The following is a 21,807-nucleotide window of genomic DNA, read 5'->3' as shown; positions in this document are numbered from 1 at the left end:
GCTCCCAACGAGCGCCTCGTGCAAAAACCTTGCGGAACACTATTTGGGGTCAAAGGACCCGAACCCGGACACGGGACCGGATTTCCGCCCCTTATAATCGGTCTAAGTGAATAAATCGAATACAGTGCAACGCGGCTCCGTCGGGCGCCCGAGACAATGTGACTTGGCGGCCCGAGGAGTTTCTTCCATAGTCCGACTCATGTCACGATCTTCGAAAAAAACCGATGAAAACCGGCAGGATGGCTTTGCCGAAGCGCCCCAGGCGCCGCTGGAAGGCACCCCGCTTTCCGGCCCCTCGAGCACATCTCTCAGCGACTGGGCAAAGGAAATTTCCGAGGCTGCCGACGCCGAGACCGCAAAACCTGCGACAAAAAGCCCCAAAAAACGGAATAAGGCCGAAAAACCGTCAAAAACCGCCCGCGGCACCTCCATGGGCGGCAAGGCGACCGCGGCCGAACGCGCCAAGGGCGGCCTCAACCCGGTCGCCGGCCTCGACATCTCGCTGGAAGACGCCGCCGGCCTCTCCGACAGCGGCGTCACCGCCACCGTCGAGGCCCTGTCGCAACTGATCGAGCACGGCCGCCCGGAATTCGCCGGCGACGTCTGGCAGCCGCACCGCCCGCCGCGGCCGGAAAAGTCGGAAGGCGGCATCCCGCTGAAGATCGTCTCCGAGTTCGAGCCGCGCGGCGACCAGCCGGAAGCGATCAAGGAACTGGTCGAGGGCATCGCCAACGAGGACGACTGCCAGGTGCTGCTCGGCGTCACCGGCTCCGGCAAGACCTTCACCATGGCCAAGGTCATCGAGGCGACCCAGCGGCCGGCGCTGATCCTCGCCCCCAACAAGACGCTGGCGGCCCAGCTCTATGGCGAGTTCCGCTCGTTCTTCCCCGACAACGCGGTGGAGTATTTCGTCTCCTACTACGACTACTACCAGCCGGAGGCCTACGTTCCGCGCACCGACACCTATATCGAGAAGGAATCCTCCATCAACGAGCAGATCGACCGGATGCGCCACTCGGCCACCCGCGCCCTGCTCGAGCGCGACGACGTCATCATCGTCGCCTCGGTCTCCTGCATCTACGGTATCGGCTCGGTCGAGACCTATACGGCGATGACCTTCGCCATCGAGATCGGCGACCGGCTCGACCAGCGGCAACTGCTCGCCGACATGGTCGCCCTGCAATACCGCCGCTCCGACGCCAATTTCGTGCGCGGCACCTTCCGGGTGCGCGGCGACACCATCGAGATTTTCCCGGCCCACCTTGAGGACCGCGCCTGGCGCATTTCGCTGTTCGGCGACGAGGTCGAGGCGATCACCGAGTTCGACCCACTGACCGGCCGGAAGTCCGGCGAGCTGCAGTCGGTGAAGATCTACGCCAACTCCCACTATGTGACGCCGAAGCCGACGCTGCAGCAGGCCACCAAGTCGATCAAGGAGGAGCTGAAGCATCGCCTGGTCGAACTGGAGGCCGCCGGCCGGCTGCTGGAAGCCCAGCGGCTGGAGCAGCGCACCCGCTTCGACCTGGAGATGATCGAGGCCACCGGCTCCTGCGCCGGCATCGAGAACTATTCGCGCTACCTCACCGGCCGCAAGCCCGGCGAGCCGCCGCCGACCCTGTTCGAGTATCTGCCCGACAACGCGCTGGTCTTCGTCGACGAGAGCCACGTCACCATCGGCCAGCTCGGCGCCATGTATCGCGGCGACTTCCGCCGCAAGGCGACGCTGGCCGAGTACGGGTTCCGGCTGCCCTCCTGCATGGACAACCGGCCGCTCAGGTTTGAGGAATGGAACGCCATGCGGCCGCAAACGACCTGCGTCTCCGCGACCCCCGGCGGCTGGGAGATGGAGGAGGCCGGCGGCGTCTTCGTCGAACAGGTCATCCGCCCGACCGGCCTCACCGACCCGCCGGTCGAGGTCCGCCCGGCCTCCACCCAGGTCGACGACCTCCTCGGCGAGGTCCGCGAGGTGGCGCAAAAGGGCTACCGCTCGCTGGTTACCGTGCTGACCAAGCGCATGGCCGAGGACCTGACGGAATATCTGCACGAGCAGGGCGTGCGCGTGCGCTACATGCATTCCGACATCGACACGCTGGAGCGCATCGAGATCATCCGCGACCTGCGCCTCGGCGCCTTCGACGTGCTGGTCGGCATCAACCTGTTGCGCGAGGGCCTCGACATCCCCGAATGCGGGCTGGTCGCCATCCTCGATGCCGACAAGGAAGGATTCCTGCGGTCCGAGACCTCGCTGATCCAGACCATCGGCCGCGCCGCCCGCAACGTCGACGGCCGCGTCATCCTCTATGCCGACCGCATCACCGGCTCCATGGATCGCGCCATCGGCGAGACCGACCGCCGCCGCGCCAAGCAGGTTATTTTCAACGAGGAAAACGGCATCACGCCGGAATCGGTCCGCAAGGCCATCGGCGACATCCTCGACTCCGTCTACGAGCAGGACCACGTCACCGTCGACAAGGGTTTTTCCGAAGACGCCCCCATGGGCCACAACCTCCAGGCCCATATCGCCGACCTGGAAAAGAAGATGCGCGACGCCGCCGCGGACCTCGAATTCGAAACCGCCGCGCGCCTGCGCGACGAAATCAAGCGCCTCCAGGAAACAGAACTCGCCGTCGCCGACGACCCCCTCGCCCGCCAATCCGCCATCGAAGGCAAGGCCGGCGGTTATTCGGGCGACCGCAAGCACGGCCGCGCGCAAAAGGGCGGCAAGGGATCGGGGTCAAGAGTGCGGAAGAATACGCTGGACGAGATGACCGTGGGGCGGACGGAGAAGCCGCGGAAGTAGGGGGCTTGTCACCCCTCCTGCCGGGCTGGCCGCTGGCCTCCCAGTCATCCCGGGCGGAGCGAAGCGCAGACCCGGGATCTCCTGCCGTCGGACCGCCTCGGCCCGGCACAATCCGGGAACGATCGCTGCCAATCAAAAGTTGCGCCCGGTTGCCGCAGCCACGCTTCCTGATTGACAGAGCGCGTGGCCGGCGGGACGATCAGTGGCCGGTTGAAACGGCCGATCGCCTTTCCGGCCGCGGCGTCGTGATTTTTTGAGCAGAGAGAAGATTGATAGACGGAGGGGTGAAAAATGACAGATGGCGAGACCAGCAAACCTCCTCCGCTATACACGAAAAAAGAGTTCGTCGAGCAAAGCGCGATATTATTTCCTGCCCTTAACCTTATAGCACCCCTCTGGGTATACAAATATGATGAAGCACCAACGAACGTCGGCAATTCGCAGTTTTTCTATTTCCAATTAGCGGCATTGGCCTTGTCCATTGTTCACTTTTGGATTTCCTATGCGAAATTGAGTTTTTGGATTCGCTCAACTGCGTTTCTATTCTATTTGGCTTTCGCAATAGGAGTGGCACTTTCGGTTTTCGAAACCAACTTATTCGTCATAAATGACTTCATGATTTTTGGCTTTGGAATAGTCACCTTCCTAATTTTCAACATTCTCTTTTCGAAAAAAATATGAGCGCAATATCTTTGCTTTCCCTTTTCGTGAATTCAGCACTTCAATTTCCATCGTGCCGTTGGAGCCTCGAAGCAACAGCCAATCGTCAGGCCGAAAGCCCCGGCTCCACACCAAGTCGCTTCATGTAGTCGAGCAATGGCGAGATATCCGCATCGATCTGCGCCGTCCGGCTGTGCGAGATCGGCTGGTCAATATCGCAGATGACGAAATACATGCCCCCAAGCACGTAGCAGATCAAAATGATGCTGAGAAAACCGAAAAAGCCCGGAATCGAAATAATGACGGCCAGTGCATAGAAGATCAGAATTCGCTGCAGGAACTCGTCGTAGATGCGCGGTGTTTCGGTCTTCATGCGAAAGACGATGTACGAGACCTTCTGATTGATCGATGCCCGGATCGGCGCGCCGATATTCGCTTCCTGCATCTTCAGTATGAGCCGATCATGCACATCCCAGAAACCGTCCGGATTCTCGCCGGTTCGGAAATAGGTCTCCAACTGCGCGGTCCATTCCCGGATCAGGCTCCTGTCGACGGTCGTCTGGATGCTCTCCAACAGGCCAATGGTTTCGATCAGGCTGTCTTCGAACTTGTGCAGACGGGTCTGCGCAACGCCGAGCTTCGATCCGAGCAGGACGCCGATCGAGAAACCAACCACCGCAATCACGGTACCGAGGTTTCCGATCTCCGGAACCCATCGCTGGTCCTCGAACGCGAACACGACGATCTTCAAGGCCATGCCGATCGCCATGTAGGGAGCCGTCTGCGCCAGAACGCCCTTCCAGAAGGGATCCTGCTCGCGCCGGAACCGGACGATCTTCAAAATCCGGAACAGACGAAACAACCGCAGGACCCGGAAGAACCCGACGCTGACAACGCCCCCGAAGGCGAAGATGAGCAGGGAGGGAAAGACAGCAAGAAAATCGACGATCCCGTAAAAGCTGAAAACGTATTTCTTGGGTTTCTCTGCTAGCGCGACCCGGAGGACATATTCGACGGCGAAAACAATGACGATGACGTAATCGGCCACGTCGACGACCACCGCCATTTGCGGGCCGATGTCGTCCTTGTAACGAACCTCGACGACAAGGAGGAAAATGGAAAGGAATATCAGGACGAGGAGAATGTAGTTGAAGACAACATATTCCCGACTTCCTTGAGCGTTGAGAGCCCTGTCGAAGAAACGCAACATGCCAACGGGTTCGCCCAGAAATAGAACTTCGCCGATAGTGCGCGCACTTTCGCGGTTGTCAATGATCTGAGCGGTGCCCGTCTACCGGTCGCTGAGGACCTGCTTTCCCCTTTCCGTCATTGCGAGCGCAGCGAAGCAATCCAGCAACGGCCGTCGCGCCCTTCTCCAACATACCGAATAGACAGTGGCATCGGATGTCGCGCCGCGCATGACGGGGAACGAACCCGGATGGCACGGCCCATGCCACCGTCCCCGGCGTCATTGCCGTGCTTGACACGGCAATCCATGAGGCTGTGGCTGCAATCGCTCCCGTCGTTACCAACCGCGAGGCATCATGGACCACCGTGTCGAGCACGGTGGTGACGCCGAGTGTGGGGGACAGCGGAGCCAGATGCCGCAAGCCCAATCGGAGCGGCCGATGCGGGCATTATGGGCGTGGCATGCTTGCGTCAGGGGCGGCATCGGCGGAGAGGCGGGCCGCCCGCCCTTCCAACCCCTAACTCCCCCTTGACCTCGCCTCCCCCGCCCCCGATCCTTCCCCCATGTCCGTCCGTCCGCCCTCTCTCTACGCCCCCAGGGGCCTGACCGATCCGCTGACCGCGTCGATCGACCGGGAGGTGATGGAGGAAAAGGCCGGGACGCTCGGGCGGCTGTTGCGGGAGTTGGAAAAGCGCCTGAAGAGGCTCAAAGCCTTCGAGGCGGACCTTCCCACGCACGCCCTCCCCGAGGACGACCCGCGCCGGCAAGAGCACGCGAACCTCATCGACGCCGCCGGCGAGACGCTCTGGTACACCGTCATCCAGCGCGACCTGTGCGGCTTCACCCGCACCGACCAGTTCTTGGCGGACATGAAGGTGCCGAAATCCGTGCGCCTGCGCATGGGCGTCGTCGCCCGCGCCGCCGGCACCAAATAGCCGTCTACTTGTTCTCCATCGCCCTGTTGTGGCGGCGCAGCAGCACGGCGGAGGAGGAGAACGCCCCGGCGTCGCCGGCAAAGACGTTGATGCGGCCGGTGGACAGCCGCGCCGCCTTTAGCGCCTCGGTGTCGGCGAGCGCCTGGCGCAGCAGCGGCAGCCGCGCCGACTTGGCGTATTCGCGCTTGTCGAAGGCAAGGTTCTCCGCCCGGCAGCGCAGGCTCTCCAGCTTGGCGATCCGCGTGATCACCCGCCGCGCGGCCGCGCAGGACCTCTGCGGCGTCATCTGCCGGACCGAGCGCACGAACCGCGTCATGCACTTCTCGTAGATCGCCCGGTGGGTCAATTCGTGCTTGCGCGCGTTCTTGATGAAGGCGCGGTAGAGCCGGCGCGTGCGGCTCTTCAGCCGGCGCTCGCCCACATGCCGCGGCAGCGTGATGACGTAGCTTGTCTTGACCGAGAAATCCTTGACCTTACACGTCTTTCCGGACTGCAGCCGGCCGCTTGGCTCGACCGAGGTCTGGATGCTGGCGATCGAAAAGTCGCCGCGATTGACCCGCCGCTGGCGCCAGATGTCGACGATGATTTCCGCCGGCGTCTCGCCGCGCACCGCGTAGTGCTTGTAGACGGTCTTGCCCATAACCGGGGCCGCGCCGGCCGGCATCGCCAGCACTGCGATGGCTGCGATCCCGATTGCGATCTTGTGCGCCCGGCCTGCCATTCGTGGCCCTTTTCATCCATTGTCGAAGACCACTATAGCGCCGATGGGCGCCGACGCCACGCCTAAGCCGGCCGTACCCGCCTATTGCAGGAACGGGTTGGTCTTGCGCTCCTCGCCGATGGTGGTCATCGGCCCGTGGCCGGGCAAGACGGCGACGTCGTCGCCGAGCGCATAGAGCTTGTCCTTGATTGAGGAAATCAGGGCGGCATGGTCGCCGCGCGGAAAATCCGTGCGCCCGATCGAGCCCTGAAACAGCACGTCGCCGGCGATCAGGAACCGGCCGCTCTCCAGGAAAAACACCACATGGCCGGGCGTATGGCCCGGGCAATGCAGCACCTTGAAGGTCAGATCGCCGACGGTGACCGTATCGCCGTCGCCGAGCCAGCGATCCGGCGTGACGTTGCGCCCTTCCGCCGGCACGCCGAAGTCGCGGCCCTGGGTCGCAAGGCTCTCCAAGAGGAACGTGTCGTCCACATGCGGGCCCTCGACGGGAATGCCATAGGCCTCGGCAAGCTCCGCCGCGCCGCCGGCATGGTCGAGATGGCCGTGGGTCAGGAGCACCTTTTCCGGCGTCAGGCCCTTTTCCGCGATCACCTCCTTGATGCCCTCGACGTCGCCGCCCGGATCGATGATCGCCGCCTTCATCGTCGCCGTGCACCACAGGATCGTGCAGTTCTGCTGGAAGGCGGTGACGGGCACGACGATGGCGTTCATGGGCGACATGAAAGGTCCTTTCGGGAAAGCGGCAGGGGTCGGGCGGCGCCACGATACACAATGCGGCAGCGGCGCGCACCACCCGCCCCATTGGTGCCATCAAGGTCTCACCAAACGGTCATAGAGCGCCGCTATCGTATGACCTCGATATGCCCGCCTCCGGCGGGCGAGACGAAAAACGGCGACCAGGACAATGAGCGACTACGGATTCAGCGAGCGCATGTCGCGCCGCCCCGACGACGACCCGGCCGAGCGCGGCCCGCGGCAGTTCGGAACGGTGAAATTCTTCAAGGCGGACAAGGGCTTCGGCTTCATCAAGCCGGACATGGGCGAGGTCGACATCTTCGTTCATATCTCCGCAGTGGAGCGCTCCGGCCTCGGCACCATCGATTCCGGCCAGCGCATCTCGTTCGAGACCGAGCCGGACCGGCGCGGCCGTGGCCCCAAGGCCGTCGGGCTTCGCCTGGAGGATTGATCATCGGCTTGCATTTGCCGCCGCGGCGCGGCAGGTAGGGGCGGATCGCGGCGCCGGAACGCCGTACCAGAGGCCCCTTCATGAACTACCGCCACGCCTTCCACGCCGGCAACTTCGCCGACGTCGTCAAACACGCAACGCTCGCCCGCGTCCTCGACTATCTGAAGCGGAAGCCGGCAGCGTTCAGGGTCATCGACACCCATGCCGGCCTCGGCGTCTACGACCTTTCTTCCGACGAGGCCCTGCGCACCGGCGAATGGCAGGGCGGCATCGGCCGGCTGATCGAAGCCGAGATCCCGGAAAATATCGCCGCGCTGCTGGAGCCCTATTTCGAGACGATCCGCGACCTCAATAGCGACGATGCCGTTGCCGCCTATCCCGGCTCGCCGGAGATCGCCCGGCGCCTGACCCGCCGCAACGACCGCCTCACCCTTGTCGAACTGCACCCGCGCGACTACGAGGCCCTCTTTGCGCTCTATGCCGGCGACCGACGCATTAAGGCTGTGGAACTGGATGGCTGGCTGGCGCTGGGCTCCTTCGTGCCGCCGAAGGAAAAGCGCGGCCTCGTCCTGGTCGACCCGGCCTTTGAGGAAACCGAAGAGTTCGCAACGCTCGCCGACGGGCTGGCAAAGGCCCACCACCGCTGGCCGACCGGTATCTATCTCCTGTGGTATCCGATCAAGGACGCGACGAAGGTGCGCCATTTCCACGAGGACATCAAAGCCTCCGGCATCCGCCGGGTGCTGCGCGCGGAGTTCCAGGTCGCGAGCGGCGACAAGGACGGCCCGCTCACCGGCTGCGGCCTCCTCGTCGTCAATCCGCCCTATACGCTCGCCGACGAACTGAAGCTGCTGCTGCCCTGGCTGCAGAAGACGCTGGCCACGGGCCCCGGCGCCGGCCACCGCCTCGACTGGCTCGTTCCCGAATAGCCACACCGTCCGGCCATTTCGCGCGCATATCAGCCCTTCCGCTTGACGCCGCGCGGCCGCTGGCCCATCGTCGCGTCACAATCGGAAAGACCTTGCCAGGGGCCCGTCATGAGCCGTATCGCCCGCCTTGTCCTTGCTGCCGCGCTGCTTGCGCTCGGCGCCCTTCCGGCCTCGGCCTTCTTCTGGAACCACAGCAACGATCCCGATCCGGACCGCCACGTGCCGGCCTGCGACAGCCCCGGCGTCTTCCGCTCCATCACCCATCGCTTCGCCCATGCCGACCGCGATTTCTACAGCGGCATCCAGGCCATCGACGAGATCGACCAGGTGCAGCAGCTTGCCCTCATCTCCAACCGGCCGAGCCCGCTGGTGCGCCGCTATTGCCGCGCGCGGGTCCACCTCTCCGACCTCAGCCACCGGACGATGTACTACATGATCGAGGAGGAGGCCGGCTTCGTCGCCCTGTGGCGCGGCGTCGAATTCTGCATCCGCGGCCTCGATCCCTGGTACGTGCACGACGCCAAGTGCCGCACGGTACGGCCATAACCCGTCCGATGCTTCGCGCCCTTTCGGTCGCAATCCTCGCCGTCATCGCCGCCCAGGTGCTGCGGCCGGTGCCGTCGCTCGCCGACGGACGGCCCGGCGTCTTCGACTACTATGTGCTGTCGCTGTCCTGGTCGCCGAGCTACTGCGAGGCCGAAGGCGCGCGCGCCGACCGCTTCCAGTGCGGCTCGAAGCGCCCCTATGCCTTCGTCGTCCACGGCCTCTGGCCGCAATATGAGAAAGGCTGGCCGGACTACTGCCACATGCGTGACTTCCGGCGCCTGACCGAGCACGAGGTGACCGGCATGCTCGACATCATGCCGAGCCGCGACCTCGTCCGCCACGAATGGAAGAAGCACGGCACCTGTTCGGGCCTCTCGCCGGTCGGCTACCTGGAGCGCATGCGCGCGGCCCGCAAACGGGTTGTCGTGCCGCCGGCCCTCGTCCATCTCGATGACTATCGCATGGTCGATCCGGACCTGGTGGAAAAGGCCTTTCGCGCCGCCAATCCAGGGCTTGAAGCCGGCGCCATCGCCGTTACCTGCGACCGGCGGCGGCTGCGCGAGGTCCGCATCTGCATGACCCGCGAGCTTGACTTCCGGCCCTGCCGCGCCGTCGACCGCCGCGCCTGCCGGCGCGACCGGGTGGTCATGCCGCCGTCGCGCCGGAACGCGGCAAAGCGCAACCCTTAAGCCGTCCGGCGCGTTGATCGGGCCTGGAAGGAGGCAATGATGGCCAAGACACACCTTGCCGCCGCGATTGCGGCGTTGATCCTGACTGCCGGCTCCCCTGCCGGCGCCGAGGAAAGCACCTTCGACGACTGGTCCGCCGTCTGCGAAGAGGAAGACGGCTGCATCGCCTCAAGCCTCGTCGGCAAGGCAAGCGGCGGCTATGACGCCCGCTTCGCGCTCAGGGTCGGCCGCACCGCCAAGGCGGATTCCGCCTGGACGATCTCCATCTCCACGATAGCGGTCCTTGCCGACCGCGACCGTCCGGCCGAGGTCCGCGTCGACGACAACCCGCCGCTGACGCTGAAGCCCGAACGCGGCTACGCGCCCTTCGGCACGGTCAACGACTTCTTCATCGTCGACGACGGAACGCTCAACATCCTGATCGGCCAGATGCTCGCCGGCGAGAGCCTGCGCTTCACCTTCCTCGACGTCTCCGGTACGCCCCACGACGTCGATTTCCCGCTCGCCGGCGTTGCGGACGCGCTTCTGTGGATCGACGAGGCCCAGGGGCGGCTCGGCAGCCCGCTCCTTGCCGGCCCGCCCAACCATCTGAGCCCGGCGCCGAAGATCGACAACGCCGCCGCCATCGCCCGCCTCGGCGTGCCGCCGCATCTGCTCGCCCGCCACCGCGCCGCGAGCACCTGCGAGGACCCGAACTCCGAACACATGAGCGGCTTCGATCCGGTCATCGGCGCCGTCTCCAAGACCGCGACCCTTTACGCGCTGCCCTGCACCGCCGGCGGCAACAATGTCGGCTACCGGCTCTACATCGTGGAGACCGGCGAGATCGGCGGCATCGAACCGCTCTATTTCGCGGCCTTCAACGGCGATTACGGCTGGGTCGGCACCGACACCCTCTTCAACATCGCCTTCAACGAAGAGACCAAGGAGCTGACCAGCGCCTACAAGGCGCGCGGCGCCGGCGACTGCGGCCATTCCGGCACCTGGGTTTGGAAGAACTACGCCTTCGCCATGCGGGAGTTTTCCGCCCCGAACCGCTGCAACGGCAGCGGCGGACCCGGCGGCTGGCCGAAGGTCTATCCGGCGAAATAGCGGACGCTCTTGCGCCCTGCGCAAAATGTCCCGATGATTTCACCGACAGCACAGACATTCGGGGGGCGGTACGAACCGACGATGGCAAACAAGAAAAACAGCGGCGGCAAGGGACATCTGGCGTCCCTCGACATGACGAAGACGATCAAGAAGAAGAAGTACCACCACAAGCTCGGCAAGCTTCAGGAGGAACTGCGGCAGATCCAGCAGGCCTACCTGTTTTCCGGCGACGCCGCCGTCCTCGTCTTCGAGGGCTGGGACGCCGCCGGCAAGGGCGGCACCATCCGCCGCATGATGGCACTGCTCGACCCGCGCGGCGTCAAGGTCTGGCCGATCGCCGCGCCGCGCGACTACTACCGCGAGCGCCACTACCTGACCCGCTTCTGGGAGCGCCTGCCGCCGAAGGGCACGATCTCGATCTTCGACCGCTCCTGGTACGGACGGGTGATGGTCGAGAGGGTCGAGGGCTTCGCCACCACGACCGAATGGCAGCGCGCCTTCGACGAGATCAACGACTTCGAGCGGCTGCTGGTCGAGGACGGCACCAGGGTGCTGAAATTCTTCCTCCACATCACGCCGGAGGAGCAGCTCCGCCGCTTCGAGGAGCGCCTGCGCGACCCCATCAAGCGCTGGAAGCTCGGCTACGAGGATTTTCGCAACCGCAAGCGCTGGCCGGAATATATCGAGGCCATCGAGGAGATGCTCGACAAGACCTCGACCAGGATCGCGCCCTGGCACCTGGTGCCCGCCAACGACAAGCGCTATGCGCGGATCGAGATCATATCGACGATCTGCCAGAAGCTCGCCAAGGACGTCGAACTCGGCCCCCGCCCGCTCGACCAGAAGACGCTGCTGGAAGCCAACAACATCTTCGACCTCGACCCCGACCTCGTCGCCAATCTCGCCGGCCGGACGGAGTAGGAGCGGCAGGGCACCGGGCGGTCGTCACCCCGGCTGCAGCGAAGCGGAAGGCCGTAGTCCGTTGCCCCTGTCGACACGGTACGCAGGCGGTCGTCGCAAGGGCCGTTACTGGATTGCTTCGCTCCGCTCGCAATGACGGTTTTATCAATGCTTTCAACGTCATTGCGAGGAGGCCGATAGGCCAACGCGGCAATCCAGGAGCTACAAACCCCGCGCCCGCAGCAACACGAACACGAGATCGCGCCGAAGTGCGATTTGTCCCGAGCAGCGACCATCGAAGCCGTCAGGCTTCGCAAGGCCGACCGGCCGCCGGCGCCGTTGCGCCGCCCTCGCGGAGCCGCGAGCGCAGCGAGCCGGCGTGAGCGACAAAAACCTCAAAGCCCGAGCACCGGCCTCAGCTTCTCCGCCAGCGCATCGAGCGGATTCTCCGCAAGCGGTTCACCGGCAAGGACCGCGTCCCCGAACCGCGCGCCGTCGGCCTCGGCGAGCGGCAGGCGCACCAGGCGCCGCGCGCCTTCAAGGGCATCGATCGCCTCGTCGTCGCGCGTCGCCGTCCGGCGCTCCGGCACCAGGGCGACGACCGGGCGGCGCGCCGCCACTGCCTCCATCAGCATGGTCGCGGAATCCTCCGTGACCGCAAGGATGTCGGCGGCAAAGAGCCGATGGGCCGAGCCGGCTCCCGCCGCGCGGATATCGACAAAGCCGGCAACGGACGGCTCTTCGGCGGCAAGGCGCTGGAGCATGTCCGACGCCGCATGGGGCGTGCGCCGGGAATTGGTCAGCGTCCAGGAGAGCCCTGCTCTGCCCGTTTCCCGGACAAGGGTTTCGAGCCGCTCCCAGTCGGCCGCGCCCCAGGAATGGCTGCCCGACGGCCCGCCGACGAACAGCGCCGCCGTGAGCCCTGCGAGATCCGTCCCCTTCGGCCGCTGCGGCGCGGGAAGATCGTCGGGCTCGAAGGGCGGCGGCTTCAGGGTCAGGATATGGTTCGCCCGCACCGCCTGGCTCGGATAGATGGCGAGCACCGCCGAAAACCGGTCCTCCGCCATCTCCCTGAGCGAGCCGATGAAGATGTTCCTGGCTGCGAAATGGCGGGCGAGCAGCGCGTTGGCGGCCATCGTCTCCGCCCCGGCCGAGACGATGATGTCGGGCCGCGCGATGGCGGCAAGGTCGAGCCCGTGGGCAAGCCTCAACGCAAGCGCCGGCGAAAACGACATGAGCGAGACCAGTTGCCGCTGCCGATGCCCGCGCAGCCAGCCGGGGCTTTTCACCTGCACGCGCTCGACCGTGACCGGAACCAGCCGCTTCAGCGCGCGGATCGCGCCCTCGCTCTGATGATAATGGCCCGGCCGTGAATCGCTGAGGAAAAGGACTTTTGCCGTCATGGCACCGGCGATAGCACAGCCCCCGCGCCCGCAACAGCGCCGATGCATTCGTGGTCCCGCGCCCGGCCCGCTCTGCGGTTGCACGGCAGCCCTGCACGGGAAACCGCACTCCGGGTGGTTTCTATCCGACATCGCCGCGCCTATATAGGCGGGCAATCCGGCTTACCAGGCCATCCACGAAACGCACCCTCTCCGGCATCCTTCAGGGCCCGATGCGGGGCGACAGCTCGAACGGGTTTGATGCTCCTCGATCTTGCCAGTCTCTTCGGCGGTCTCGCTATCCTCCTGATCGCCGGCGACGTCCTCGTTCGCGGGTCCGTCAGTCTGGCACAGCGCCTCGGCATTCCCTCGCTGATCATCGGCCTGACCATCGTCGCCTTCGGCACCTCGGCCCCGGAATTCGTCATTTCGGTCCGCGCCGCCCTGGACGGCGCCGGCGGCATCGCCATCGGCAACGTGGTCGGCTCCAACGTCGCCAATGTGCTCCTCGTCCTCGGCCTGCCGTCGATCCTCGCCGCCACCTATTGCGGCGACGAGGGCGTCACCCGCAGTGCCAGCTTCATGATCGCCGTGTCGCTGGTGTTCGCGCTGTTCTGCTATTTCGGCGTTATCGACCGGGCGGCCGGCGTCATGCTCCTCGCCCTCCTCGTGATATTCCTCACCGCTTCCGTCAACGTCGCCCGCAAGGCACGGCGCGACCGGCGACGCAACGAGCTGGAAGCCATCGACGACGAGGTCGGCGGTGTGCCGAGCCGGCTCGCCGTCGCCATATTCTTCCTGGTCGCCGGCCTTGCGGCACTGCCCGTCGGCGCGCAACTGACGATCAACGGCGCCGTCTCCATCGCCCGCGCCTGGCACGTCTCCGACACCGCCATCGCGCTCACCATCGTGGCGCTGGGCACCTCGCTGCCGGAACTCTCCACCACCCTCATGTCGGCGGTGCGCGGTCACACCGGCGTTGCCGTCGGCAACATCGTCGGCTCCAACATCTTCAATCTCCTGGCGATCATCGGCGCCACCGCGCTCATCGCGCCGATCGCGGTGCCGGCCGAGATCGTCAGCTTCGACATCTGGGCGATGCTGGCGACCTCCGTGCTGATCCTGCTCTTTGCCGCCTTTTCCGCCACCATCGGCCGCGTCACCGGCATCGCCATGACCGCCGGCTACGCGCTTTACATCGTCATCGTCTTCCAGATCGGCGCCGCCTGAGAGGCCGCATCCGGCGATTGATAATGCCGTGACGCCCCTTATTTTAGAACCCTCGAACACTACTCGGGGGGACCGCCACATGGCAGAAGACGCAAAAACGCCCGGCCATATCCTGATCACCGGCGCCGCCAAGCGCATGGGCCGTGCCTTCGCCAGGACCTTCGGCGCGGCCGGCTGGTTCGTCACCATCCACGTCAACACCTCGCTCGGCGAGGCGGCGGATACGCTGGAAGAGGTCAAGAAGGCCGGCGGCGACGGCCGCATCCTCGCCTTCGATCTCACCGATTTTTCCGCCTATGACGCGTTCTTCGAAAAACTCGCAGCAGACAGCCCGCCGCTCACCGCGCTCATCAACAACGCCTCCATGTTCGAATATGACGAGGCCTGGACCTCCGAGCCGGCGACGCTGGAAAAGCATTTCCACGTCAACGCCGCCGCCCCGATCCTGTTGTCGCGCCGCTTTGCCGAACTGGTCCGCGACCGCGGCGGCGAAGGCGTCATCGTCAACATGCTCGACAACAAGGTGTTCGCGCCGAACCCGGACTATTTTTCCTATTCGATCTCCAAATACGCGCTCCTGGGCGCCACCGAGCTGATGGCGATGGCGCTCGCCCCCCATGTGCGGGTCTGCGGCATCGCCCCGGGGGTGACCTTCGTCTCGGGCGTTCAGAGTGACGACGACTATGAGGAGACCAAGGCGATGAACCCGCTGAAGCGCGCGATCGAGGTGGAGGACATCTGCCGCACCGCCCGCTTCATCGTGGAATCGCGCACCCTCAACGGCGAAGTCATCACCGTCGACGGCGGCCAGAAGCTGATGAAGCTGGAGCGCGACGTCGCCTTCATGACCGAGCGGCAGAAATGAACATCTCCACCCTGGCGCAGGCCAGCGAGCGCCTGGCCGTATCCTCACAAACGGCCCCGAAGGGGTCGCAAGGCCGAACGGCCGCCGGCGCCGATGCGCCGCCCCCGCGGAGGCCAGCGAGCGCAAGCGAGCGCCCGGCCGTGAGCGAAAAAAACGAGCCCGAAGGGATCGCGAGGCCGCCCGCCCGCCGGCGCCGTTGCGCCGCGCCGTCGCCGGCCCGAGCGTAAGCAAGGAACAGCCGTGAGACAAAAAACAACCGTCGCGCTCTTCCTGGAAGACTTCGAGGTCACCATCGACATCGGCATCCACGACCACGAGATCGGCGCCCCGCAGCGGGTGCTGATCAATGTCGACATCGAGGTCGATGCGGTCGTCGACGGCGCCAAGGGCGATGCGATCGACCACGTGCTCGACTACGACTTCATCCGCAACGGCATCCACGGCCTCGTCCAGACCCGGCGCTACAATCTCCAGGAAACCCTTTGCCGGGACATCCTGGCGATGCTGTTCTCGCGGCCCGAGGTGCTGGCCGCCACCGTCTCGACGCGCAAGCTCGACGTCTATCCGGACTGCAAGTCGGTCGGCTGCCGGATGGAGGCGCGGCGCTGACGCGCCAGCGTGGACGGCGTCGGCCGCCGCAGGCTTTCGGCGACGGGGCCCCGGCGGTTGCGCCGGCAATGTGCGACGGCACGTTCTCGTAAGCAAAAAAAACGCCGGCGGTGGCCGTATAAAAAGTATATTTTCGCTTTTCCTCAATTTTATTTCGAATAAAAACGGATTTGAACGTTATATTAAAGGGTTCGGCAACAATAGTACTGGAAAAGGTCCGAAACCCCGCGTTCGATCTGGAGTATCTGCGTTGATACCGACATCCTTCCAGCGTCTGGCTTTCCGGATTCCCGCTCTCGTTGCGGTCTCGGCCCTCGTCCTCACCGTCGCCGTCGGCGTTGCCAGCTATTGGGCGGCCTCGACCAACGCCCACGACATGACCATGGAACGGCTCGAGGCCGTTGCCGGCTCGCGCAAGGCGGAGCTGACCCATTACCTCGAGGCCGTCGACGAGGATCTGAAGACGCTTGCCGCGAGCCCGATGACGATCGACGCCGTGCAGGCGTTCACGAAGAGCTGGAGGGAGATCGGCGCGGATCCGACGGCCGCCCTGCAAAAGGCCTATATCGAGGACAATCCGCACCCGACCGGCAAGAAGGACGAGTTGGACAGCGCCGGAACGACACCCTATGACGGCGTCCACGCGGCCTATCACCCGTGGTTCCGGAAATTGCTGCGCGCCCGCGGCTACTACGACATCTTCCTGTTCGATACCGAGGGCAACCTGGTCTACACGGTGTTCAAGGAGCTCGACTACGCGACCAATTTGAACACCGGCCCCTGGAAGGACACCGACCTCGGCAATGCCTTCCGCAGCGGCTTCGGCGCACCGGCGGACGGCATCACCTTCTTCGACTTCCGGGCCTATGCGCCGAGCAACGACGCGCCGGCCGCGTTCCTGTCCGCGCCCATCGTCGCCGACGGCAACACCATCGGCGTCATCGTGTTGCAGATGCCGATCGACAAGCTCAACGCGATCCTGGGCGACCAGGAAGGCCTCGGCAAGACCGGCGAAACCGTCCTCGTTGGCGCCAACGGCCTGATGCGCAACGATTCCACGCGGAGCGCCGACACCAACGATATCCTGACGACCCGGATCGAGGGCCCGGTCATCAGCGAGGCCGTTGCCGGCGAAACGTCCAACGGCGCGATCGACGGCTATCGCGACATGGAGTTTCTCGCGGTTGCCGCACCGATCGTCTTCCACGACACGAAATGGGCGCTCGCCGCCCTGCAGGGCACCGGCGAGGCCAACGCACCGGTGGCCGCGCTCGGCCGCACGCTCCTGATGATCTGCATTCCGCTATTCCTCGTCGTGCTTGCGGTCGCGTTCCTGGCGGCGCGCTGCATCACCCGCAAGATCTCCCGGCTTGCCGGGACCATGCGCCGGCTCGCCGACAACGACCTTGAGGTCGAGGTACCGGACTACGAGACGAAGGACGAGATCCAGGAGATGGCCGAGGCCGTCATCGTGTTCAAGCAGAACGCCGTGGAGCGCGAACATAACCGCGCGACGCGCAAGGTCGAGCAGGCCGACCGGGCCGAACGCCAGGCACGGATCGAGGGGCTGATCGGCGATTTCCGCGCGCGCTCGCAGACGATCCTCGGTTCGCTCTCCGGCCGCATGGGCGAGATGCAGGAAACCGCCCGGGTCCTGTCAGCCGTTGCCGACGAGACCTCGGAGAAGGCGACCGGCGCCGCCGCGTCCTCCGAAGAGGCCTCGGTCAACGTCCAGACGGTGGCCAGCGCCGCCGAGGAACTGGATGCCTCGATTGCCGAGATCGCCCGCCAGGTCGGCGAGACGACCGCCGTCGTCCAGGAGGCCAGCACCACCACGCGCACCGCCAACGAGCGCATTTCCGGCCTCGCCGATGCGGCCCAGCGGATCGGCGAGGTGGTCAACCTGATCCAGGACATCGCCGCCCAGACCAACCTCCTCGCCCTCAACGCGACCATCGAGGCCGCCCGCGCCGGCGAGATGGGCAAGGGCTTTGCCGTCGTCGCCTCGGAGGTCAAGACGCTGGCCTCCCAGACCAGCAAGGCGACGGAGCAGATCGCCCAGCAGATCGGCGAGATCCAGGGCTCGACCGACGAGGCCGTCGGCGCCATCCAGTCGATTTCGGAAATCATGGAACGGGTGAACGGCTACACCAGTGCCATTGCCGCCGCGGTCGAGCAGCAGGGCGCGGCCACCGGCGACATCTCCCGCAACGTCCAGGAGGCGGCGGCCGGCACCCGCGAGGTGGCCGCCAATGTCTCCGGCGTCACCACGGCCGTCTCCAGGACCTCCGACTCGGCCGACAGCGTCGCCGACACCTCGCGCAGCGCCGCCGACCAGGCCGAGGAACTGCGCGTCGCCGTCGACCGCTTCCTAGACGGCGTCGCCGCCGCCTGACGGACTTCAGCGGCGCACCCGCCGCCAGCTCTTCCTCCCGACTGCCCGGCGGAGCCTTCGCGCTCCGCCGTTTTTTTTGGAATTTCCAGGCCCTGCTGCGCGGCAGCCAAACGGCTTCCACCGCCGCCCTCCTCCTTCGCGCCGGAAATGTCCTATATCTGGGGCGAGCAATAGCAGCGAACCGAATCGCCCGAACAACAAGCCCGTGACACAACAAGCCGAACAACAGCCGGAAGAGACAGAAACCGAAGCCCCCGTGCGCCGCGGCGTCGAGGTGATCGCCGATTTCGTCAAGCGCCTGCCGAATGCGCCGGGCGTCTATCGGATGATCAATGGCGACGGCGATGTGCTCTATGTTGGCAAGGCGCGGAACCTGAAGAAGCGCGTGACGAGCTATACCAAGCTCGCCGGCCAGTCGAACCGCATCGCCCGGATGATCCAGGCGACGGTGACGATGGAGTTCGTCACGACGCGGACCGAGACCGAGGCGCTGCTTCTTGAAGCGAACCTCATCAAGCGCCTCCGGCCGCGCTTCAACGTGCTCCTGCGCGACGACAAGTCGTTCCCCTATATCCTGCTGACCGGCGACCACGACGCCGCCCAGATCGTCAAGCACCGCGGCGCCCAGAAGCGAAAAGGGCGATATTTCGGCCCCTTCGCCTCGGCCGGCGCCGTCAACCGCACCATCAACGCGCTGCAGAAGGCGTTCCTGATCCGAAGCTGCTCCGATGCGGTCTATGACAGCCGCACGCGGCCGTGCCTGCTCTACCAAATCAAGCGCTGCGCGGGTCCCTGCACCGGCGAGATCGACGCTGAGGGCTACGAGCGGCTGGTAAAAGAAGCGACGGCGTTCCTCTCCGGCAAGAGCAAGGCGGTGAAGGCGGAGCTTGCATGCGCCATGGAGGCGGCGTCGGACCGCCTCGACTTCGAGCAGGCCGCCGTCTACCGCGACCGCCTCGCCGCCCTTTCCCACGTCCAGTCGCACCAGGGCATCAACCCGCAGACTGTCTCGGAGGCCGACGTCTTCGCGCTGCACCAGGAGGGCGGCCAGACGGCCATCGAGGTGTTCTTCTTCCGCACCGGCCAGAACTGGGGCAACCGCTGCTACTACCCGAAGGCCGACAAGACCCTTGAGGCCGACGCGGTGCTGGAAAGCTTTCTCGCCCAGTTCTACGACGACAAGCCGTGCCCGAAGCAGATCCTCCTGTCCCACGATTTCGCCGAGCGCGAGCTGCTCGCCGCGGCGCTGACGGAGAAGACCGGCCGCAAGGTGGAGATCTCCGTGCCCCAGCGCGGCGAGAAGAAGGAGCTGGTCGAGCACGCCCATGCCAATGCCCGCGAGGCGCTCGGCCGCCGGCTCGCCGAATCCTCGTCCCAGGCGCGGCTGCTGGAAGGCGTCGGCGAGGTCTTCGGCCTCGACGCCATGCCCCGGCGCATCGAGGTCTACGACAACTCCCACATCATGGGCACCAATGCGGTGGGCGGGATGATCGTTGCCGGTCCCGAAGGCTTCGTGAAGGGCCAGTATCGCAAGTTCAACATCAAGTCGACGGACATCACGCCCGGCGACGACTTCGGCATGATGCGCGAGGTAATGACACGACGCTTCTCGCGCCTGCTGAAGGAGGCCGGACCGCGCGGCGGCGATGGGAATGGCGACGGCGAGGAGGACCGCGACACCGTCGGCGCCTGGCCGGACCTCGTCCTGATCGACGGCGGCCGCGGCCAGCTCAACGCGGTGCGCGAGACGCTCGCCGAGCTCGGCATCGAGGACCTGCCGCTGGTCGGCGTCGCCAAGGGCCCGGAGCGCAATGCCGGCCGCGAGACCTTCTACCTGCCGGAGCGCGACAGCTTCATGCTGCCGACCCGCGATCCGGTGCTCTATTTCATCCAGCGCCTGCGCGACGAGGCCCACCGCTTCGCCATCGGCTCGCACCGGGCCCGGCGCAAGAAGGACCTGACCAAGAACCCGCTCGACGAGATCCGCGGCGTCGGCCCCGGCCGCAAGCGCGCGCTTCTGCGCCATTTCGGCACCGCTAAAGCGGTCAGCCGCGCCGGCATCGACGACCTGCGATCCGTGCCCGGCATTTCCGAAAGCATCGCCCAGATCGTCTACGACTTCTTCCATGAGGGCGCCGGATAGGCTAGGCAGGGGCCGATCCGTTTCCCGGTGTTTCGGCTGTCGCCATGGTCCACCGCCTCATCCCGGCGCTTGTTTTCCTCGCCCTTGTGTCGGCCGGCCCGGCAGCAAGCCAGGGCGGCGGCTGCATCTGCCTGAAGGAGCCGCGCGAGACGATCCTGAAGGAGGCCGACGTGGTCTTCGTCGGCAAGCCAACCAAGGTCTCCAAAGCCGACGAGGACGGCGTCGAATGGGAAACGACGGTCTTTGCCGTCGACAAATGGCTGAAGGGTCGGCAGGGCGACGCCAACGGCGCGGAAATCTCCATTCCGCCCTCGGTCTGCGCCGTGCGCTTCAAACCAGGCACCGGCCCCTTCACCGTCGCCGCCTTCCTCGACGAAAAGGGCCGGCTGATCACCAATAGCTGCATCATGCTGAACATTTCTCGAAAGCAGTAGCGGCAGCGACATCAGGAGACGGTCATGCGTGATGGCAAGTACGTTTCGCTCTTCCTCGGCGGCCTTGTCGCCCTGTCGGTGCTCGCCGCGACCGCCGATGAGGCCAGCGCCTGTTCCTGCCGCCGCGTGAGCCAGGCCGACGCCATGGGCAGGGCCGACATCGTTTTTGAGGGCGAGGCCACCGACGCGCGCCTCGCCGGCGGCCGCAAGCGCGAGACCACCTTCCGCGTCGACCGCGTCGTCAAGGGAGAGGTCGGCGAAACGGTGCGGATCGTCACCAACCGCCAGTCCGCGACCTGCGGTGTCGATTTTTATCAAAGCAACTACGGCCCGCTGATCGCGGCAACGCGCGGCGACGATGGCCGGTACCGCACCAATTCCTGCCTGATGTGGAACATCAACCGCAAGTGAGGGAAGGAGCCGCGCCCGCGGCGGAGGCGTCGACATCCAGCACGAAGCGCTGCTCGGCGACCGGCGTTCCCCAGCTCGTCGCCTCGCGCTCCTCCGTCAGGCGAAAGCCGCAGGATTCGTAGAGATGCCGGGCGGCGTCGAGCCCGGCAAAGGTGTCGAGATAGCAGGACGCGGCGCCGGACGATTGCAGGAACCCGACGGCCTCGTCCATCAGCCGGCGCCCGAGCCCACGGCCGCGCGCGGCGTCCGTGACGACGAACCAGCGCAGATGCGTCCCGCCGGGCGCCAGCTCCGGGTCGCTGCCGTCGATGACGACGGAGCCGAGAAAAGTGTCTCCGTCATGGGCGTGCACCAGCCGGTCGCGCGCCGGATCGTAGCGCTCCAGGAACGCGGCCAGCCCGCCCGCGACCTTCGCCTCGAACACCGGCCCGAAATCCCATTCCCGCGCGTAGTAGACGGCATGGGCCCGCACGATCTCGCCGACCACCCCCGGCACCCAGCCATAGCCGATGACCATGCCCGACCGATCCGAACCCTCTGCCATGATTGCCCCCCCGAAACGCCTCGATCCCTGTCGCAGCGACCCTAGACCTCGCTCGTAGCCGCCGACACCCGATACCTGACATGCCTTTCCAACAACACGAACCGCAACCGCGCCGTCACAAACACGCCTTAGGCTTGCCCGGCA

Annotated in this window: 21 protein-coding genes; 16 read left to right on the top strand and 5 right to left on the bottom strand. The window is 65.6% G+C overall.

What is annotated here, in order from left to right:
• Positions 1-199: 199 nt before the first annotated feature.
• Complete coding sequence (gene uvrB / locus CH339_RS00710; protein ID WP_111432338.1) at positions 200-2,800, top strand: excinuclease ABC subunit UvrB; 2,601 nt, start codon at positions 200-202, stop codon at positions 2,798-2,800.
• 291 nt (positions 2,801-3,091) lie between these two features.
• Positions 3,092-3,481: a hypothetical protein gene (locus CH339_RS00705; protein ID WP_111432337.1), complete on the top strand. Its 390-nt coding sequence runs from the start codon at positions 3,092-3,094 to the stop codon at positions 3,479-3,481.
• An 85-nt stretch (positions 3,482-3,566) separates the two neighbouring features.
• On the opposite strand, the gene CH339_RS00700 is transcribed toward CH339_RS00705, so the two are convergent.
• Positions 3,567-4,670 (bottom strand): ion transporter, encoded by a 1,104-nt coding sequence (locus CH339_RS00700; protein ID WP_111432336.1) that lies wholly within the window; start codon positions 4,668-4,670, stop codon positions 3,567-3,569.
• A 542-nt stretch (positions 4,671-5,212) separates the two neighbouring features.
• On the opposite strand from CH339_RS00700, the gene CH339_RS00695 reads away from it, so the two are divergent.
• Positions 5,213-5,584: a hypothetical protein gene (locus tag CH339_RS00695; RefSeq protein ID WP_111432335.1), complete on the top strand. Its 372-nt coding sequence runs from the start codon at positions 5,213-5,215 to the stop codon at positions 5,582-5,584.
• A gap of 4 nt (positions 5,585-5,588) precedes the next feature.
• Here the strand turns inward: CH339_RS00695 and CH339_RS00690 are convergent, their stop codons facing one another.
• Entirely contained in the window at positions 5,589-6,305 is a 717-nt protein-coding gene (locus tag CH339_RS00690; protein WP_111432334.1) for a DUF922 domain-containing protein, read from the bottom strand.
• Between the two features lie 81 nt (positions 6,306-6,386).
• Positions 6,387-7,028 carry an MBL fold metallo-hydrolase gene (locus CH339_RS00685; RefSeq protein WP_274609879.1) on the bottom strand — a complete coding sequence of 214 codons (642 nt, stop codon included), beginning with the start codon at positions 7,026-7,028 and terminating at the stop codon, positions 6,387-6,389.
• Positions 7,029-7,212: 184 nt separating this feature from the next.
• Here CH339_RS00685 and CH339_RS00680 point away from each other — a divergent pair, with 184 nt between their 5' ends.
• The 6 genes from CH339_RS00680 (at position 7,213) to CH339_RS00655 (ending at position 11,671) form a co-directional block, all read left to right on the top strand.
• On the top strand, positions 7,213-7,494 hold the full coding sequence (locus CH339_RS00680; RefSeq protein ID WP_274609878.1) for a cold-shock protein: 282 nt from the start codon (positions 7,213-7,215) through the stop codon (positions 7,492-7,494).
• Between the two features lie 80 nt (positions 7,495-7,574).
• On the top strand, positions 7,575-8,423 hold the full coding sequence (locus CH339_RS00675) for a 23S rRNA (adenine(2030)-N(6))-methyltransferase RlmJ (protein ID WP_111432332.1): 849 nt from the start codon (positions 7,575-7,577) through the stop codon (positions 8,421-8,423).
• A 108-nt stretch (positions 8,424-8,531) separates the two neighbouring features.
• On the top strand, positions 8,532-8,969 hold the full coding sequence (locus tag CH339_RS00670) for a cytoplasmic protein (RefSeq protein WP_111432331.1): 438 nt from the start codon (positions 8,532-8,534) through the stop codon (positions 8,967-8,969).
• A gap of 8 nt (positions 8,970-8,977) precedes the next feature.
• Complete coding sequence (locus tag CH339_RS00665) at positions 8,978-9,658, top strand: ribonuclease T2 family protein (RefSeq protein ID WP_111432330.1); 681 nt, start codon at positions 8,978-8,980, stop codon at positions 9,656-9,658.
• Between the two features lie 39 nt (positions 9,659-9,697).
• A complete protein-coding gene (locus CH339_RS00660) occupies positions 9,698-10,750 on the top strand; it encodes a DUF1176 domain-containing protein (RefSeq protein WP_170138334.1) in 1,053 nt (350 codons plus the stop codon).
• Between the two features lie 81 nt (positions 10,751-10,831).
• The gene (locus tag CH339_RS00655) at positions 10,832-11,671 is read left to right on the top strand and encodes a polyphosphate kinase 2 family protein (RefSeq protein ID WP_111432328.1); all 840 of its coding nucleotides are present in this window, start codon (positions 10,832-10,834) and stop codon (positions 11,669-11,671) included.
• A 374-nt stretch (positions 11,672-12,045) separates the two neighbouring features.
• Here CH339_RS00655 and CH339_RS00650 read toward each other — a convergent pair whose 3' ends face one another.
• Positions 12,046-13,053, bottom strand: a complete 1,008-nt coding sequence (locus tag CH339_RS00650) for an ELM1/GtrOC1 family putative glycosyltransferase (protein WP_170138333.1) — start codon at positions 13,051-13,053, stop codon at positions 12,046-12,048.
• 240 nt (positions 13,054-13,293) lie between these two features.
• Here CH339_RS00650 and CH339_RS00645 point away from each other — a divergent pair, with 240 nt between their 5' ends.
• The 7 genes from CH339_RS00645 to CH339_RS00615 all read left to right on the top strand — a co-directional run bounded on the left by CH339_RS00645 (position 13,294) and on the right by CH339_RS00615 (position 21,119).
• Entirely contained in the window at positions 13,294-14,262 is a 969-nt protein-coding gene (locus tag CH339_RS00645; RefSeq protein WP_111432326.1) for a calcium/sodium antiporter, read from the top strand.
• 79 nt (positions 14,263-14,341) lie between these two features.
• Positions 14,342-15,127, top strand: coding sequence for an SDR family NAD(P)-dependent oxidoreductase (locus CH339_RS00640; protein ID WP_111432325.1), 786 nt, complete (start codon positions 14,342-14,344; stop codon positions 15,125-15,127).
• Between the two features lie 240 nt (positions 15,128-15,367).
• The gene (locus tag CH339_RS00635; protein WP_111432324.1) at positions 15,368-15,736 is read left to right on the top strand and encodes a dihydroneopterin aldolase; all 369 of its coding nucleotides are present in this window, start codon (positions 15,368-15,370) and stop codon (positions 15,734-15,736) included.
• Between the two features lie 250 nt (positions 15,737-15,986).
• Positions 15,987-18,131 (top strand): methyl-accepting chemotaxis protein, encoded by a 2,145-nt coding sequence (locus tag CH339_RS00630; protein WP_111432323.1) that lies wholly within the window; start codon positions 15,987-15,989, stop codon positions 18,129-18,131.
• Between the two features lie 205 nt (positions 18,132-18,336).
• Positions 18,337-20,274 carry an excinuclease ABC subunit UvrC gene (uvrC, locus tag CH339_RS00625; protein ID WP_245408084.1) on the top strand — a complete coding sequence of 646 codons (1,938 nt, stop codon included), beginning with the start codon at positions 18,337-18,339 and terminating at the stop codon, positions 20,272-20,274.
• Positions 20,275-20,318: 44 nt separating this feature from the next.
• Positions 20,319-20,708: a hypothetical protein gene (locus tag CH339_RS00620; RefSeq protein WP_111432322.1), complete on the top strand. Its 390-nt coding sequence runs from the start codon at positions 20,319-20,321 to the stop codon at positions 20,706-20,708.
• Positions 20,709-20,732: 24 nt separating this feature from the next.
• Complete coding sequence (locus CH339_RS00615) at positions 20,733-21,119, top strand: hypothetical protein (protein WP_111432321.1); 387 nt, start codon at positions 20,733-20,735, stop codon at positions 21,117-21,119.
• Here the strand turns inward: CH339_RS00615 and CH339_RS00610 are convergent.
• Entirely contained in the window at positions 21,106-21,663 is a 558-nt protein-coding gene (locus tag CH339_RS00610; RefSeq protein ID WP_201240928.1) for a GNAT family N-acetyltransferase, read from the bottom strand. The two genes, CH339_RS00615 and CH339_RS00610, sit on opposite strands and share 14 nt — an antisense overlap.
• Between the last annotated feature and the right edge of the window lie 144 nt (positions 21,664-21,807).

This window comes from Rhodobium orientis (genome assembly GCF_003258835.1).
In the GTDB taxonomy this organism is placed as follows: Bacteria; Pseudomonadota; Alphaproteobacteria; order Rhizobiales; family Rhodobiaceae; genus Rhodobium; species Rhodobium orientis.
This window is presented reverse-complemented; position numbering and strand designations above follow the sequence as displayed.

What these genes read in the sequence shown, in the direction of transcription:
- CH339_RS00655 (WP_111432328.1), top strand. Translation starts at nt 10,832, where the DNA reads ATGGCAAACAAGAAAAACAGCGGCGGCAAGGGACATCTGGCGTCCCTC.
- CH339_RS00645 (WP_111432326.1), top strand. Translation starts at nt 13,294, where the DNA reads ATGCTCCTCGATCTTGCCAGTCTCTTCGGCGGTCTCGCTATCCTCCTG.
- CH339_RS00675 (WP_111432332.1), top strand. Translation starts at nt 7,575, where the DNA reads ATGAACTACCGCCACGCCTTCCACGCCGGCAACTTCGCCGACGTCGTC.
- CH339_RS00695 (WP_111432335.1), top strand. Translation starts at nt 5,213, where the DNA reads ATGTCCGTCCGTCCGCCCTCTCTCTACGCCCCCAGGGGCCTGACCGAT.
- CH339_RS00610 (WP_201240928.1), bottom strand. Translation starts at nt 21,663, where the DNA reads ATGGCAGAGGGTTCGGATCGGTCGGGCATGGTCATCGGCTATGGCTGG.
- CH339_RS00615 (WP_111432321.1), top strand. Translation starts at nt 20,733, where the DNA reads ATGCGTGATGGCAAGTACGTTTCGCTCTTCCTCGGCGGCCTTGTCGCC.
- CH339_RS00620 (WP_111432322.1), top strand. Translation starts at nt 20,319, where the DNA reads ATGGTCCACCGCCTCATCCCGGCGCTTGTTTTCCTCGCCCTTGTGTCG.
- CH339_RS00705 (WP_111432337.1), top strand. Translation starts at nt 3,092, where the DNA reads ATGACAGATGGCGAGACCAGCAAACCTCCTCCGCTATACACGAAAAAA.
- CH339_RS00685 (WP_274609879.1), bottom strand. Translation starts at nt 7,028, where the DNA reads ATGTCGCCCATGAACGCCATCGTCGTGCCCGTCACCGCCTTCCAGCAG.
- CH339_RS00660 (WP_170138334.1), top strand. Translation starts at nt 9,698, where the DNA reads ATGGCCAAGACACACCTTGCCGCCGCGATTGCGGCGTTGATCCTGACT.
- CH339_RS00700 (WP_111432336.1), bottom strand. Translation starts at nt 4,670, where the DNA reads ATGTTGCGTTTCTTCGACAGGGCTCTCAACGCTCAAGGAAGTCGGGAA.
- CH339_RS00670 (WP_111432331.1), top strand. Translation starts at nt 8,532, where the DNA reads ATGAGCCGTATCGCCCGCCTTGTCCTTGCTGCCGCGCTGCTTGCGCTC.
- CH339_RS00680 (WP_274609878.1), top strand. Translation starts at nt 7,213, where the DNA reads ATGAGCGACTACGGATTCAGCGAGCGCATGTCGCGCCGCCCCGACGAC.
- uvrB (WP_111432338.1), top strand. Translation starts at nt 200, where the DNA reads ATGTCACGATCTTCGAAAAAAACCGATGAAAACCGGCAGGATGGCTTT.
- CH339_RS00690 (WP_111432334.1), bottom strand. Translation starts at nt 6,305, where the DNA reads ATGGCAGGCCGGGCGCACAAGATCGCAATCGGGATCGCAGCCATCGCA.
- CH339_RS00665 (WP_111432330.1), top strand. Translation starts at nt 8,978, where the DNA reads ATGCTTCGCGCCCTTTCGGTCGCAATCCTCGCCGTCATCGCCGCCCAG.
- CH339_RS00650 (WP_170138333.1), bottom strand. Translation starts at nt 13,053, where the DNA reads ATGACGGCAAAAGTCCTTTTCCTCAGCGATTCACGGCCGGGCCATTAT.
- CH339_RS00640 (WP_111432325.1), top strand. Translation starts at nt 14,342, where the DNA reads ATGGCAGAAGACGCAAAAACGCCCGGCCATATCCTGATCACCGGCGCC.